We start from the raw sequence: 16,230 nt of genomic DNA on the forward strand, positions 1-16,230 counted from the left end.
GGGAAAGGGAATTTGGGTTTCCTTTCCCCCTAAAATTAAAGAAAAGCAATAGACTTTCTTATTTTAAGAATTCACTTAGGTTATCTTTATCCACACCAACATAAGGAATACGTACAACACGGTTTTCTAATTTCCATTTTGTACCTTCTGTTGCTGCTTTACCGTTAGCAAGGTTTGCAGAAAGTTGAACAACTGCTTTACCTTGGTTAACACCATCGTTTAACACAGTACCAGCAATTTCACCTTTCTTAATTAATTGAAGTACTTCTGGTAATGCATCCACACCAAAGATTGGTAATTTTTTACCGTGTGCTTTGGTTGCTTCTAATGCACCTAATGCCATACCGTCATTGTTTGAAATAATCATTTCAATTTCGTTAGCTTTAGAGCTAGATAACCATGCATCCACTTTATCTTTAGCCATTGCTGCATCCCACATACCGGTATCAATAAATAATTGCTCGGTTGGAATACCTTTCGCATTTAATTGCTCAATCACATATTTAGTACGTGCTTCAGCATCTGGGTGACCTGGTTCACCTTTTAATAATACATATTGGATTTTACCGTCTTTGTTTAAGTCTAAGGCTGGCATTGCTTTCCATTGTTTTGCAATTAAATCCCCTTGGATTAAACCTGATTCTTTCGGATCGGTACCCACATAGTAAGCGTGATCATAGCTACCGATTGCTTTTGCACCAGGGTCTTTATTGAAGAAAACAACAGGAATGTCATCTTGTTTCGCTTTGTTGATAACAGTTGATGCTGCAGCTGGGTCCACTAAGTTAATGGCTAGGGCTTTTACACCTTTAGAAAGCAAACCATCTACTTGGTCGTTTTGAATAGATTGTGCATTTTGAGAGTCATTCATCAATAACTCAATGCCACCAAGGGCTTTCGCTTCTTTATCGATTTCTTTACGCATTAATGACATGAAGTTGTCATCATATTTATAAATGGTAACACCAATACGGTTATCGGCTGCGAAACCTGAAGTTGCTGAACCTAAACCGATTGCTAAAGCGACCGCACTTAATACTGCTGTTTTTTTCATAAAAACGCTCCTATTAGAGAAAGAGATTTTATTGTTGATTTTTATATACCAAATAGAGGAATGTTGCGTACATCTATTGCAACTGAATCCATCATAACGAAATCAAAATTGTTAATCTGTGATCAAACTCACATAAATGAAAACGATTACATAGCAATGTTTAAATTTGTGATCTCCATCACGGTTTCATTGCATTTTCTACAGAAAAACGTCTCACCAAGGTTGGATTAAATTGGACAACAGTCGGTGTGACAATAGACGAATCAACTAAGCTCAAAGCCAGTTTCGCCGCATAATTTGCCATTAAATCAATTGGATAGCGAATAGTGGTGAGCTTCGGAATCAAATATCGAGCAATTGGCATATCATCAAAGCCTACAATGGAAAACTGTTTCGGCACTTTGATATTGTTTTCATTTAAAACGGAAATTGCGCCCGCTGCCATCGTATCGTTATAGGCTACAACCGCTGTTAAGTTAGAGTTGTAGCTCAATAAATCAATCATGGCTTTTTCACCGCCTTCAAAATCAGGCGAATTATGCACAATGGCTTGTTCGACAATAGGAAAGTGATGATCTCTTAAAGCGGCCAAATAACCTTCTTTACGTTCGGTTTCATCTAAAATACCGTGATTAGATCCAATGTAGGCGATGTGCTTATGACCATAACGAATCAGCATTTCAGTCGCTAGATAGGTACCTTGGCGGTTATCAAGACTGACGCAACGATTTTCATAACCTGAAATCACACGGTTAATTACAACCATACCGGGTACATTTTCTAAATAATGTTGTAACTCTTCGTCAGAAAGGGCTTTGGAATGAACAACCAGGCAGCTACAACGCTTGCGTAGCAAGGTATCAATAGCTTCACGCTCTTTTTCTGCATGGTGGTATCCAATACCGATCAAAATCGTTTTTTGATGCTCTTCAGCCACTTTATCGACTGATTTGACCAAGATAGCAAAGAATGGATCCGTTACATCAGTAACCACCACGCCAATGGTATCAGTATTTTGTACCGCCAGAGCTTGTGCGTTTGCATTGGGTTGATAATTTAAAACCTCCATTGCGCGTTGAACTGAATAACGGGTTTTTTCACTTACGGAGGGAGAGTGATTAATAACCCGGGAAACAGTGGCAACCGACACGCAAGCTAATTCAGCAACATCTCGAATTGTAGGCATAACTGGGCTCTCATTCATTTTTTCATAGCAATTATCATAGTAAATTTGAATAAAATTGAAAGCGGTTACTTTCAAAAATGCTACATTCGTCACAAAAAAGAGATTGGACTAGCGCCTTATTTCCTGATTTTGTGATAATGATCACGGTTTATTTTTTTTAATTTGTTATCTTATGAGGAAAATTTTGTAATCGTTTACATTTTGGAGCAAAAATATGAGCGAAGCCGTATTTGAACCGACAGATCATCCGCATCGTCGTTATAATCCGTTAATTGACCAATGGGTTTTAGTCTCACCACATCGAGCTAAACGTCCATGGCAGGGGCAACAAGAAAAAGTGAGTGAGGAACAAAAGCCAAGCCACGATCCAAATTGTTATCTTTGCCCGCGTAATAAACGTATCACTGGCGAACCTAATCCGGATTACCATAAACCTTATGTATTCAAAAATGATTTCTCGGCTTTATTAGAAGATACACCAGCGCCAGAGCAATCAGCCGATCCTCTTTTCCAAATGAGCCAAGCTCGTGGTGAAAGCCGTGTTATTTGTTTTTCGCCAGATCACAGTAAAACATTGCCATTATTGACCGCACTTGAAATTGAAGAAGTGATTAAAGTGTGGCAAGCGCAATTGCGTGAACTGGGTCAAAAATATCAGTGGGTACAGATTTTCGAAAACAAAGGTGCGGCCATGGGATGCTCCAATCCACATCCGCACGGACAAATCTGGGCAAACAGCTTTTTACCGAATGAAGTCGCGCGTGAAGATGTTGCTCAACGAAATTATTATGAAAAGCATGGTTCTGTCCTTTTAGTGGATTACGTTCAAAAAGAATTAGAGAAAAAAGAACGTATTGTGGTAGAAACCGAGCATTGGGTTGCGGTGGTGCCTTATTGGGCGGTGTGGCCGTTTGAAACCTTATTATTGCCCAAAGTACATGTCAAACGCTTAACAGAATTAACTGAGGCTCAAACCAAAGATCTTGCCGTGATATTGAAAAAATTGGCAACAAAATACGATAACTTATTCGAAACGTCTTTCCCTTATTCAATGGGCTTCCATGCCGCACCATTTAATGGTGAAGATAACGAACATTGGCAGCTTCATGCGCATTTTTATCCACCATTGTTGCGTTCTGCTACGGTTCGCAAATTTATGGTGGGCTATGAAATGCTAGGTGAAAGCCAGCGAGACCTCACCGCAGAACAAGCAGCCGAAAGATTACATGCGTTAAGCGAAGTACATTATAAAGAACGTTAAGCAATAATTTCCCTCTTGAGTTAAGAGGGTGTGTCAAAGATAAAGGAAAATAATATGACTCCAGTCCAAAAATCCCAACACATTTTTACGCAAAAATATAACAAGCAACCGGAACTGACCGTGTATGCGCCTGGTCGTGTAAACATTATCGGCGAACATACTGACTACAATGATGGCTTTGTGATGCCTTGTGCAATCAATTATGGTACAGCCATTGCGGGATCAAAACGTGCTGATCATATTTGGAATGTTTATGCCGCAGATCTTGATCTAGAAGATACCTTCTCTCTTGATGAAGATTTTCCTCAAAGTGAGCAAAAATGGGCGAATTATGTGCGTGGTGTCGTGAAATTTATTCAAGAACGTTGCCCGCAATTTAAACAAGGCGCTGATTTAGTCATTTCAGGCAACGTGCCTCATTCTTCCGGTTTAAGTTCTTCTGCAGCACTTGAAGTGGCGACAGGTAAGTTTTGCCAACAACTCAGTGATTTACCTTTAACACATACAGAAATTGCTTTAATTGGTCAAAAAGCTGAAAACAAATTTGTAGGCGCAAATTGTGGAAACATGGATCAATTAATTTCGGCTTTAGGACAAAAAGATCATCTCTTAATGATTGATTGCCGTAGCTTAGAAACACAGCCAACACCTGTGCCGAAAGATGTCGCTGTTATTATTGTGAACTCAAATGTACCGCATGATTTGGTGACAGGTGAATACAACACACGCCGCTGGCAATGTGAAAAAGCCGCAGAGTTTTTTGGCGTAAAAGCCTTACGTGATGTGTCAGTAGAAGAATTCCAAAAAAGAGAAGCAGAATTGACCGCACTTAATGTTTTAGTGGCTAAACGCGCACGCCATGTGGTGACTGAAAACCAACGAGTACTTGATGCGGTTGAAGCATTAAAACATAACGATTTAACAAAATTAGGCGAATTAATGGGGCAATCTCACGAGTCCATGCGTGATGATTTTGAGATTACTGTGCCACAAATCGATTATCTTGTTGAACTCGCTCAATTAGTGATTGGTAAAACCGGTGGTGCGAGAATGACTGGTGGTGGTTTTGGTGGTTGCATTGTTGCCCTTGCTCCTCATGATAAAGTCGAAGCTGTGCGTAAAATTATTGCCGATAATTATAAAAAACAAACGGGCTTAAAAGAAGATTTCTACGTTTGCACTGCCTCACAAGGAGTGAGTCTATGCTAGAAAAAACGGTGTTCAATGCACCAGATGGACAGCCTTATCAACTTGTTCAACTCACCAATTCGAATGGCATGACCGTGCAATTTATGGATTGGGGAGCCACTTGGCTTTCTTGTAAAGTCCCTATGAATGGTGAGTTGCGAGAAGTATTACTCGGCTGCAAAGTGGAAGATTATCCTCATCAAACTGCTTATTTGGGTGCAAGCGTAGGACGCTATGCGAACCGTATTGCTAACGCCCAATTTAAATTAGGTGAGCGAACAATCCATCTAGTCGCCAATCAAGGCAATCATCAATTACATGGTGGTCAAGAAGGCTTTGATAAACGCCGTTGGAAAGTGGAAGAGTGCGGTCAGAATTTTGTGCGTTTTTCTCTTGTGTCTCCTGATGGTGATCAAGGTTTTGAAGGTAATGTACAAGTCACTGTGATTTACACGCTGACTGATGAAAATAGCGTAAAAATTGAATACGAAGCCGAAAGTGATAAAGATACCGCGCTTAATCTAATAAACCACGCTTATTTCAATTTAGAAAATGCCGAACAGGGCTGTGACGTACGAAATCACACATTACGCCTTAATGCGGATTTCTATCTGCCAGTTGATGGCGAAGGCATCCCCAATTCACCACTTAAACATGTGGTGAATACTAGCCTTGATTTTCGTGTGGCAAAACCAATCGCACAAGATTTCCAACAAGGCGATCAAGTGGTAACAAAAGGTTACGATCATTCCTTTATCGTCAATAAAGCATGGCAAAAGCCTTGTGTATTATTGACTTCCCCTAATGAAGATTTAAGCCTTGAAGTGCTCACATCCCAAGCCGCGTTACAGGTATATACGGGAAACTATCTTGCAGGTACCCCAACTCGTGAAGGTAGCACTTATCAAGATTTCAGCGGCATAGCCCTTGAAACGCAATGTCTTCCCGATACCCCCAACCATCCCGAATGGCAAAATTATGGCGGTATTCAAAAAGCAGGTGAACGCTATTACCAGTGGACAGAGTTTAGGTTTAAATAGTTAATCAGTTAATAAAAGTGCGGTTAAAAATAATAGTGTTTTTAACCGCACTTTATTTTATTCTCCTTATTTTAACTCATTTCATTATTATTTATATAAAGGTTAAATAACCTTAAAAAAATTACAGTTATTATTTTGTTGACTGTTTTGGTATGGTTTAATAAAATTACTATTGTTTAGTTTTTTGGTATGGTATTTAAATTTATTAAATCCAATAATTTTCAACATTTTAATAACCACAATTTTATTATGAATATATCTAGAGTGTTTGGAGTGGGATTATTTCTGGTGTCCCCTTTTATCTTAGCCAATCCTCCTTCTACAAATGCAAATGTAGAAAAGCAAATCGATGCCAAACAACAGAGGCAACAAGCTGAACAAGATGCGGCTATTTTAGCCCAGCAAACGCAATCTGCGAATGTGCGTTTAGAGGGTGAAAAAGAGGCCTCACTTGGCTTTCCACAAAATGAAGCACAATGTTTTCCTATCAATCAATTGGTGCTGACCGATTATCAAGCTGAAGAAGAAAATTCATCAGCTTCTTCCCTTAAATTAATCCAACCAAGCCAATTCTCTTGGGCATTAAAGTCGGTTTATGCTGAGCGTGATTTTGCGCTACCGGCTTGTATTGGCTCGGAGGGGATTAACGTCTTACTTCGCCGTATTCAAAATCGTTTAATTGATTTTGGTTATGTCACCACGCGCGTGGTGGTGGAGCCACAGGATTTACGTTCAGGCATGCTTGTACTCACTGTGATTCCGGGTAAAGTAGGTCGTATTCAATTACAAGACCAAAGTGCGATTCCGTTTGCCACCCGTGGTACCTTATGGTTTGCTATGCCAATGGCGCAGGGGGATATATTAAATATTCGCAATATTGAACAAGGTTTAGAAAACTTAAAACGTGTACCGAGTGCCGATGCGAATATGGAGCTTGTGCCAACGGATGCTGTAGGTGAAACCGATGTGGTGATTGCCTATAAGCAAAGCTTACCTTTCCATTTAACCCTGGGATTAGATGATTCAGGCAGTAAAGCTATGGGTCGTTTACAGGGCTCAGCCACGTTTTCTTGGGATAACGTGCTAACACTTAATGATATGTTCTATATCAGTGGTACACGTAGCTTTAAACGTGATAGCGATGATGCAGAAGGAGATTATGGCAGTAAAAATATCAGTCTCTATTATTCTATTCCTTGGAAGAACTATCTCTTAACGCTTTCCGGTTCAAAATATTCTTATCACCAAACGGTAGCGGGCGCGTTTGAGTCTTACACCTATTCGGGTGAAAGCCAACAAATGAAAGCCAATTTAAGTCGCTTATTATCTCGTGGAAGTCTTCATAAAACCTATGTGAATGCCGCGTTATGGACGAAAAAATCGCATAACTACATCAATGACACCGAAATTGAAGTGCAGCGTCGTCGTACCGCAGGTTGGGAAGTGGGACTTAATCACACCCAATACATTGGCGAAACAGTGTTACAACTGTTTGCGAACTATAAACGTGGTACAGGTGGGAATAAAGCCTTACCTGCTCCGGAAGAAGAGTTTGGTGAAGGCACTTCTCGCATGCAGATTTTTACTGCTGGCATTGATTTTACCTATCCTTTCACTATCGGCAATCAACCTTTCCGCTTTAATACCAGTTGGAGTGGACAATGGAACGGTACACCTTTAACACAACAAGATAAATTTAGTATTGGTGGTCGTTATACCGTGCGAGGATTTGATGGCGAGCTATCACTTTCCGGTGAAAAAGGTTGGTTATGGCGAAATGAGTTGGGTTGGGATATTGCCAATAAAGGACATGAGCTTTATTTAGGGATTGACCGAGGTAAGGTGCACTCTAGCCAAGAAGAACTTCAAATTGGTGATAGCTTAATGGGTGGCGCAATTGGACTTCGCGGTAAATTATGGGGCATTAACTATGATTATTTTGTGGGTGTTCCAATTAAAAAACCGGAAGGATTTAGAACCAGTCATGTGACAACCGGATTTAATGTGAGCTACCGTTTTTAATGCTCACGCTTTTAGATGAATAAATTGATTAAAACCAAACAGAATTTAAAACTTTAAAGGAAATTAAAAAAATGAATAAACGTCATTATAAAGTGATTTTTAGCCGTGTATTAAACCAGCTTGTGGTGGTATCTGAGTTGGCAAAATCTCAAGGTAAAGCACAAAGTGAAAATGTGAGCTCAGAACAAGAAAAAACAGGACTATTTTCAAGTACACTTTCACTTAATCCTATTCATTTTAGTTTAATGTTGGCATTAGGCTTTGTCTTCTTATCCCCTTCTGTTCATGCAGAAGATATGGCCATTCGTGCAGATAAATCTGCACCGGGTAATCAACAACCCACAGTACTTCAAACCGGCAATGGTTTACCGCAAGTAAATATTCAAACACCAAGTGCTGGTGGGGTATCACGTAACCAATATTCACAATTTGATGTGGCAGAGAAAGGTGCCGTGTTAAACAATGCTCGTAAAGCAGCACAAACACAAATGGCAGGCTGGGTGCAAGGTAACCCAAATCTTGCTCGTGGTGAAGCAAAAGTCATTCTTAACGAGGTGAACTCCGCTAATCCAAGCCGTTTAAAAGGTTATGTGGAAGTTGCAGGTAAAAAAGCGGATGTCGTGATTGCCAACCCAAGTGGTATCCAATGTGATGGCTGTGGTGTGATTAATGCTGGACGCACTACGCTGACAACCGGTAAAGCGGAAGTTGAAAATGGCGAGTTGAAAGGCTATCGCGTAAAAGGCGGTAAAGTGACTGTTGGTCAAAAAGGAATGGATAACAGCCAATCTGATTACACCGATATTATCGCGGAGAAAGCCGAAATTAAAGGTGGGGTTTGGTCGAAGAAAGGCATTAAAGTTACCACGGGTAAAAACAACGTTGACCGCACCAATGATTCAGTTGTGTACGTGGGTGATAAAAACACCGACAACACTGACCGCACTTCTGATACCCAAGGCGAAAACCAAAGCTACAGTGTGGATGTGAGCCAATTAGGTGGGATGTATGCTGAAAAAATCCATTTAGTGGATAACGGCCAAGGTCTTGGTGTACGCAATGCGGGGCACATTGGTGCATCTGCTGGAAGCGTGAAAATCGATAGCCAAGGTAAGATTGTGAATGAAGGCTTTATAGGTGGTAGCGAAAATGCCGAACTCAATGCGAAAAAGAATATTGAGAACCGTGGCACCGTTTATGCTAAAGCTCAGACCCAACTTAATGCTCAACACATTGATAACAAACAAGGTGTTATTGCGGGTAAACAAGTTCAGCTTAACGCAAATAATGTGGATAACCGCAAGCAATCGGATAAAGGCTCTTTAATTGTTGCAACAGAGAAAGCGAGCATTAAAGCGAAACATGTAGATAACCAAGGGACGAAAGCTGGCGGCAACACGGAACAAGGTATTCGTGGTGCTCAAGTGGCTATTACAGCTGAAAATCTTTCTAACCAACAAGGGGGCATCTACAGTGATGAGCATACCCAACTAGATGTTGCTCAAACAATTGATAACAAACAAGGTGAGATTGAAGCGGGTAAATCAATTGAGTTAAAAGCGAAGACGTTGGCAAATGAAGGTGATATCAAAACCAAAGGGGATTTGACGGTTCGTTTACAAGATAGTTTAACCTTAAATAACGCTTTCCAAGTTGGTGGTAATTTAGATTTTAAAACCGAAGGGGATTTTAAAAATAATAGCCAATTACGTGTAGGTAATAAGGTAGATGTTAAAGCGGCTAATGTAGAAAACACTCAAGATGCTGAAATTAGTGGTAATGAAACACGCATTAATACAAACACGTTGACTAACCGAGGCTTAATTGATGGTGCATTGACGGTGGCAAAAGCCGTGACCATCAATAACTTAGGTACCGGTCGTATTTATGGTGACCATGTGGCTTTACAGGGGGAGAATTTAAATAACCTTGAAGAAGGGGATAAATCCGCTGTAATTGCTGCACGTGAGCGTTTAGATGTGGGCGTGGATAAAGTTTTAAACCGCAATGAAAGTACTCTTTTAAGTATGGGTAAGATTTATGTGGGTAAAGCGTTGGATGAAAACAACCAAGCGACAGGTAAATCAGCGTATGTTCAAAACTACAATGGCGTGATTGAAGCGCTAAACCTTTACGACAATGCGAAAAGCAAAGCGATCACCTTTAATACTGGTAAGGTAGAGAATAAACATTTCTTCCTTGAGACAGAAAATGTGGATACCTCGTCTACACCGGTTTTTGAGTATCGAATTGGGAATGATTCGACTATCTACGGTAAAGACTCTGGGGTTTATAAAGTAAAACAAGATAATAAGAGTGGTCGCTGGGGACTAAACCGAAAAATAAGAGATCTTTATCATATTTTTTCACCGGATGGCAAAATCGAAAGTGATAACTGGCATGAGTATGATTATACCCGCACGGTGAATGAAACCGTGGTACTTAACCCAAAATATCAAGAAGGTAAGATTTTAAGTGGTGGCGGCATTGATTTTAATGATGCGCGTGTAGACAACCAAGACAGTAAAGTGATCGCTGGTGGGCTGATTCAAATTGCGGATGGCCAATTACATAATGATGAGTTGAAAGGTCGTACTATTGTAACGGATGCTGGTCGTTTAACGGCTTTTTATAAAGGTAAGAAAAAAAGAAAATGGGACAGATACGATACAACTAAAAGTGATACTAGTATTTATTACAAACAAAATGAAAGTGTGAAAGATTTAGGGGTATTTGCTTATAAAGAAAATGTAGCACCTGAATTTACCAATAATAGCGTGGCTAATAAAGGTGATGCGGGAGATGTTGTATTAAATCATCTGACTCAATCGTTGGATAAATCTTCGCTTTATCATGTGAATCCTAATGCACCAAAAGGCTATGTGATTGAAACCGACCCACGTTTTGCGAACAAGCAAAAATGGTTGAGTTCGGATTATATGTTCAATGCATTACGCTACGACTCAAATAATATGTTGAAACGTTTGGGGGATGGTTTTTATGAGTTGCGTTTAGTGAATGAACAAATTAACCAGTTAACCGGTCGTCGTTATCTTGAAGGTTATCAAAATGATTTAGAGCAATATCAAGGTTTGATGAATAACGGTGTTCATTACGCCAAAAAATTGAATTTAGTACCAGGTGTAGCGTTAACTGAAAAGCAAATGTCGGAACTCACTACTGATTTAGTGTGGATGGTGAATCAGGAAGTGACGCTTCCAAGCGGCAAGAAAATTAATGTGTTAACGCCGAAAATTTACTTAGCGTCTAACCGTACTCAAGTCACTCCAACGGGCTCAGTGATCTCGGGGGATAGTATTGTTGGTTCTGTGAAGGATATGACCAACGAAGGAACGGTGCTTGCTGCAAACCTAGTGAATTTATACGGTCAAAACTTAGAGAACAAAGGGTTGGTTTTGGCTGATAACGTCAACCTTAATGCTGAGCAAAAATTAGTAAACCTAGGCGGTAAGATTGTGGCTGCAGATAGCTTGTCTCTATACGGTGGAAAATCCGTAGAGCTTGGTGCAACCACAACAGAAACACAAAGCCAATTAGGTCGAACAGAAACAGGTAATAAACAAGTCGATCGCCAAAGTGAATTGAAGGTAACCGGCAAAGGTGGTGAGTTATCCATTCAAAGTGGTGGCGATATCACGATAAAAGCAGCGAATGTGAAATCGGCAGGCACTGTTGATGTAAATGCCAAAGGTAAGCTTTTGGTGACGACTGAGAAGCAAAACAGTAAAGAACACTATGACTTTAGCGATAACCATCATTATCACTTGGATAAAGAAGGTGAGGTTAGCTCTGTTATTGAGGGTAAAGAAGGCACTCGTTTAGTGGGGCAAGAAGAAACCACACTTCGTCAAGCTAAGGTTAATAGTGAAGAAGGGAGAACTATTATTGCCTCACAAGGTGAAGTGAAGCTTGAAGAAGGGCGAGATATTGAACATCTAGATCGCCGAAATAAACAAACATCGAAAGGTTTTTTAACCAAAGAAACCGAAGAAATGCGTCATCATCATGATTATGATCTTAGCAAAGGCAGTGAAGTAAATGGTAAGGATGTTATTGTTTATTCACAAGATGCAAATGCGACAGTTAAAGGCTCTTCGATTACTGCACAAGATGGTTTATTGGTGCAAGCTAAGAACGTTAATGTGAAAGAGGCGGAAAATCACGCTTATGTTGAAGAACATTACGAGAAAAAACGTTCTGGTTTAGCCTCAAGTTTTAAAGGTGGTGTAGCAAAAGTTGGTTATGAGAAAAGCAAGTCTAATCTAGACAGCAAATCCGTCAGCTTAGAAGCTGCAGGTAGCCAATTAACAGCTGGTACTGCAACTTTAGTCGCAGAAAATGTCTTGACTGTGCGAGGTTCTGATTTAAATAGTCAGGATCAATTTGATCTACATGCAAAACAAGTTAATCTAGAAGCGGCTAAGGAAATTCATCACACTGAAGTACACAAAACAAGTAAAACAAGTGGTTTTGGTTTAAGCATGGTTTACGATCCAACTGTGAAAGCGGTAGATCAATATAAACAACGCCAAAAACAAGGTGGTACAGAAACTGTTGTAGGAAAAATTAACTCTATTGCTGAAGCAGGTGCAGATTCAGTGGAGTTAATGAGCCGTGGCATTGTGCCGTATTTGGAGCACAAACGCAGTAAATCAGATAAAACTACAGTAGAAACAACAGCAAAAGTGACCGCACTTAATGCTGGCGGACAACTTAATGTAGTGGCATCTGAAGGTGATATTCGCACACAAGGTACACAAATTGCAGCAGAGAAAGGTGCAACATTCTTAGCTTCAAATAATATTGAGTTAGGAACAGCTGAGAATACTTATACTCAGCAGGCCAATACTTCAGATAAAGGATTTAGTTTAGGTGATGCGAATAAATACCTTTTTGGTGTACACACTCAACGTGAAAATGGCGATGCAACTCAAACACAAGAAGTATCAACGACTATTTCTGTAGGCGGTAATAACCAAATAGTGGCACAAAAAGGTGATATTCATGCTAAAGGTGCCAAAATTGTGTCTGAGAGGAAAAACCAATTATCTGCAGCGGGTAATGTTGTTTTAGATACAGCGGTTACTACACAAGAGACAACGCAGCAACGTAAAGGACATGCGGTAGGTGAGGCTGTTATTTCAGATTCTGAACGCTTCTATGGTTATAACCGTACTCGTTTTAACCAAGATGGTAACTTTACTCACCATGAAAAAGCGCAATTAGCGAGCTTAGGTGATAAGGTAGAAGTGTATGCCGGTAAAGATTATCGTCAAACATCAGCAGAAATTTTATCGAAAGATAAAGCGTCTATTAATGCACAAAATATTATTGTGGACTCAGCTTTTAATACTGATAAATATAAACAAAGTGAAAGCGACCTAAAATTTGGTCAATTCACTCGTGTGAAATCACCAATTATTGATTTAATCAATAGTATTGAAAGCACCATAAAAAATAAGAACGCCTCAGATCGTGTGCAAGCTGCAAATATCATGAGTGTTGCAGCACAAGCCTATAACTTGGCGTCTGCATTCCAAGGGCAAGGTGGAGCATCTTATTTAATTCGTGTGGAATCAGGTACAGGGGTGGCTCATAGCCGTAAGAAAGAAGACAGCTATCAACACACCAGCCAAGGCAACCTATTCAATGCGAAAGAAATTGAGTTTACTGCACGCGGTGATGGCAGCACAAATGCACAAGGTAATCCGCAGTTAGGGAATATTAATATCACCCATGCAGATATCACGTCTGTAGATGAAAAGGGTAACCGCTTAAAAGACAGTAGCGTAACCTTTAATGCTAATAATCTAACGATAGATCCAGGTAAGAGCACGGTAGATCAACATGCTCGTTCACAAAGTGCTGGTGTTGAAGTTGGGATGGCGGCAACAATTGGTGCGCAAACCGGTATTGGTATTTATGCTCGTGTAGGTGGTTCAAGCAGTAAAACTAATGTGGAAGGGGTGAACTACATCAATAGCCATCTTAATACTGAAACCTTGAATATCAATACTCAAGGTGATACTACCTTAACGGGTACAACAGCCAAAGCTAAAACGATCAACGCTAACGTAGGTGGAAATCTCAATATTGCGAGTGTACAAGATGAAAACAAATTTGAGACTAAATCAAGCGGCGGTGGTTTAGAAGTTGAGTTTGGCTGGGGAAATAACTGGCGTGTAAGCGGTTACGGTAATTCAGAGAAAGGGGAGTCAGGCTATAAACAAGTGAAAGAGCAAGCAGGATTATTTGCTGAAGAAGGCGGATATCATGTGAATGCGAAGAATGTTCACTTAAAAGGCGCAGCGATTACCAGTACGAACCCTGAAAATAGTGAATTATCAACCAATAAACTGACGTTTGAAGACATTCAAAATGAAAGTCACAGTGATGCTATGAGCATGTCATTTAGTGCAAGCTATAGTCGAAGCGGTGGTGCACCAAAAGATAATTCGTCATCAGGTGGGGCTCCATTTAGCCAAATTGGCTCGAAAATGATGGATAGCTTTTCATCAAATGGTCCAAAATCATCGTCAACAGACTTTGGTGGTGGTTTGCCAATGAATGAGTCTGACTCAGATAATTCGGTGACTCGTGCAACCTTAACTGAAGGCAAGATTACCTTAAATAAAGACACTGCACCGACGCAAACTACTGCGCAGGCTTTGGGTATTAATACGGATATTAATCAAGCTAACGGTGAGGTTGATAAACCAAAAGATGTTAATCAAATCTTAAGCGAGCAACGCCAAATTTCAGCCGCAGCAGGAAATATTAAAAGTGCGGTTAATACATACATGGAAAACCAACAGAAAGCTGTAATAAAAGAAATGATGGAGTTGCAAGCAGAAAGAGAAGTATTGGTTAAACGTAATGATAAAGCAGCATTAGAGAAAGTTGATGAACAATTAGGAATGCTGCTTAAAGAATCTGAAGAATGGGGTAATGAAGGTAAATATCGTCGTGCTTTGGATGCAATTACATCAGCTGGCATAGCAGCATTAAGTGGACAATCAGCACAGGGTATTGCTGTGACAGCTGCTTCACCTTACGTGAACCAAAAAATTAAAAATGCAACAACAGATGAACAGACTGGTAAAGTGAATAAAGTCACTAACATTGCTGCGCATGCTCTGTGGGGGGCTGTGGAAGGCAATGCTCTTGGAGGAAGTGGTACGGCTGGTGCTTTATCTGCTGCTAGTGCTGAATTAATGGCTCCACAGATTGCTAAAATACTTTATGACAAAACTCCAAATGAGTTAAGTGCATCAGAAAAACAACGTGTTATTGCATTAAGTGGTGTTGTTGGAAAGGCTATAGGAGGTATTACATCTGCAGCTAAAGGAGATGGGACCTATACGGTATCAAAAAATAGTGATATAGGTGGAAATATTGCCAAAAATGCGGTGGAGAATAATGCTTTATATACTAATGATATTGCAGAAATGTATCATGAATTGAAAAAGGCAAAAACAGCAGAGGAAAAGAAGGCGATTAAAGAAAAATTTGCAAGAAAAGGCGAGAAACGCCTTGATGCTATTAAAGTTCGTTGTGCTAATAATGGAGATGAGTGTTATTTGAATGAAATAGCTAAGCTCAGAAATGTTACTCAGCCAGCTGATGCTATAATAAAGAATGGGCTTTTTACAGATGAAGATATTCTTTATGCTTATGGAACAGCCTTAGAATCAAATAAGAAGGATTTAGCTTATTTAGAAAAACAACTATCTACAAAATGGAGAGTTATAGACGGTATAGTTGAATATCTTCCTAAACTACAGGATTTAGCGCGATGGGGAGTGCAGACAGGTGTGGCAAAATATCAGTCTCACCGAGCAGTATCTGCTAATAGTGTTGGTAAATCTTCAGTTACTAATAACTCAGTAACATCATCACAAGCCAAATCCAATAAAGGAGAAGAATCTACCCTTATTACTTGGCCGCGTGTAGAGAGCAATAAGGGAAAGCTTGTAGCAAATAGTCATAATGAATATTTAAATACTTTATCAGGTGCTAAAGCAAAAGATTTGCCAGATTTACGAGTAAAGATTGGAAAAGGAGTTTACCAAAATACATATGTAGATAGTTCAGGTAAAAAATTTAACAAAGTAACTTATGATCCTAATGTATGGACAAGTAAACAAATTCAAGATAAAGCTCGTGAAGCAGTGGCACAGGTAAATAATAAGGTTTATATAGGAGAAAATACGTCTAAAGGAGTGAATCGAAATATAGATGGCGTTCCATTTGTAGTAAAAAGGGTGGATGGTAAATTACAAGCTTATTTAGGTAAGAAGTAATTTATAACATTTATCTTACCTGGGAGTATTGTCTTCCTTGAAAAGATCATTGTTATTCTAAAAGAAAAGTGCGGTTAAAAATCACCCTGTTTTTAACCGCACTTTATTTTCAGCCATTTAGCTTAAGTTTTTTGCGATTTTTGTCAAAATATGCT

Annotated in this window: 7 protein-coding genes; 5 read left to right on the forward strand and 2 right to left on the reverse strand. The window is 39.7% G+C overall.

Annotated elements, in window-relative coordinates; translation table 11 throughout:
- Positions 1–58: 58 nt before the first annotated feature.
- Both mglB and INP93_RS05205 read right to left on the reverse strand, forming a co-directional pair.
- Positions 59–1,054, reverse strand: a complete 996-nt coding sequence (mglB, locus tag INP93_RS05200) for a galactose/glucose ABC transporter substrate-binding protein MglB (RefSeq protein WP_049364509.1) — start codon at positions 1,052–1,054, stop codon at positions 59–61.
- A 178-nt stretch (positions 1,055–1,232) separates the two neighbouring features.
- A complete protein-coding gene (locus tag INP93_RS05205; protein WP_197544336.1) occupies positions 1,233–2,240 on the reverse strand; it encodes a substrate-binding domain-containing protein in 1,008 nt (335 codons plus the stop codon).
- Positions 2,241–2,454: 214 nt separating this feature from the next.
- Here INP93_RS05205 and galT point away from each other — a divergent pair, with 214 nt between their 5' ends.
- The 5 genes from galT (at position 2,455) to INP93_RS05230 (ending at position 16,075) form a co-directional block, all read left to right on the forward strand.
- Positions 2,455–3,501 (forward strand): galactose-1-phosphate uridylyltransferase, encoded by a 1,047-nt coding sequence (galT, locus tag INP93_RS05210; RefSeq protein WP_197544337.1) that lies wholly within the window; start codon positions 2,455–2,457, stop codon positions 3,499–3,501.
- 54 nt (positions 3,502–3,555) lie between these two features.
- The gene (gene galK, locus INP93_RS05215; protein WP_197544338.1) at positions 3,556–4,710 is read left to right on the forward strand and encodes a galactokinase; all 1,155 of its coding nucleotides are present in this window, start codon (positions 3,556–3,558) and stop codon (positions 4,708–4,710) included.
- Positions 4,704–5,729: a galactose-1-epimerase gene (gene galM / locus INP93_RS05220; protein ID WP_197544339.1), complete on the forward strand. Its 1,026-nt coding sequence runs from the start codon at positions 4,704–4,706 to the stop codon at positions 5,727–5,729. Before galK ends, galM begins: the two co-directional genes overlap by 7 nt.
- A gap of 249 nt (positions 5,730–5,978) precedes the next feature.
- Positions 5,979–7,751, forward strand: coding sequence for a ShlB/FhaC/HecB family hemolysin secretion/activation protein (locus tag INP93_RS05225; RefSeq protein ID WP_197544340.1), 1,773 nt, complete (start codon positions 5,979–5,981; stop codon positions 7,749–7,751).
- A gap of 71 nt (positions 7,752–7,822) precedes the next feature.
- Entirely contained in the window at positions 7,823–16,075 is an 8,253-nt protein-coding gene (locus tag INP93_RS05230; RefSeq protein ID WP_197544341.1) for a two-partner secretion domain-containing protein, read from the forward strand.
- Positions 16,076–16,230: the final 155 nt, after the last annotated feature.

Origin of the sequence: Haemophilus parainfluenzae (assembly GCF_014931415.1) — a bacterium.
GTDB classification, from domain to species: domain Bacteria; phylum Pseudomonadota; class Gammaproteobacteria; order Enterobacterales; family Pasteurellaceae; genus Haemophilus_D; species Haemophilus_D parainfluenzae_AF.

Bases quoted from the DNA above. Each gene is read 5' to 3' on its own strand.
- mglB (WP_049364509.1), bottom strand. From the start codon at position 1,054: ATGAAAAAAACAGCAGTATTAAGTGCGGTCGCTTTAGCAATCGGTTTA.
- INP93_RS05205 (WP_197544336.1), bottom strand. From the start codon at position 2,240: ATGCCTACAATTCGAGATGTTGCTGAATTAGCTTGCGTGTCGGTTGCC.
- galT (WP_197544337.1), top strand. From the start codon at position 2,455: ATGAGCGAAGCCGTATTTGAACCGACAGATCATCCGCATCGTCGTTAT.
- galK (WP_197544338.1), top strand. From the start codon at position 3,556: ATGACTCCAGTCCAAAAATCCCAACACATTTTTACGCAAAAATATAAC.
- galM (WP_197544339.1), top strand. From the start codon at position 4,704: ATGCTAGAAAAAACGGTGTTCAATGCACCAGATGGACAGCCTTATCAA.
- INP93_RS05225 (WP_197544340.1), top strand. From the start codon at position 5,979: ATGAATATATCTAGAGTGTTTGGAGTGGGATTATTTCTGGTGTCCCCT.
- INP93_RS05230 (WP_197544341.1), top strand. From the start codon at position 7,823: ATGAATAAACGTCATTATAAAGTGATTTTTAGCCGTGTATTAAACCAG.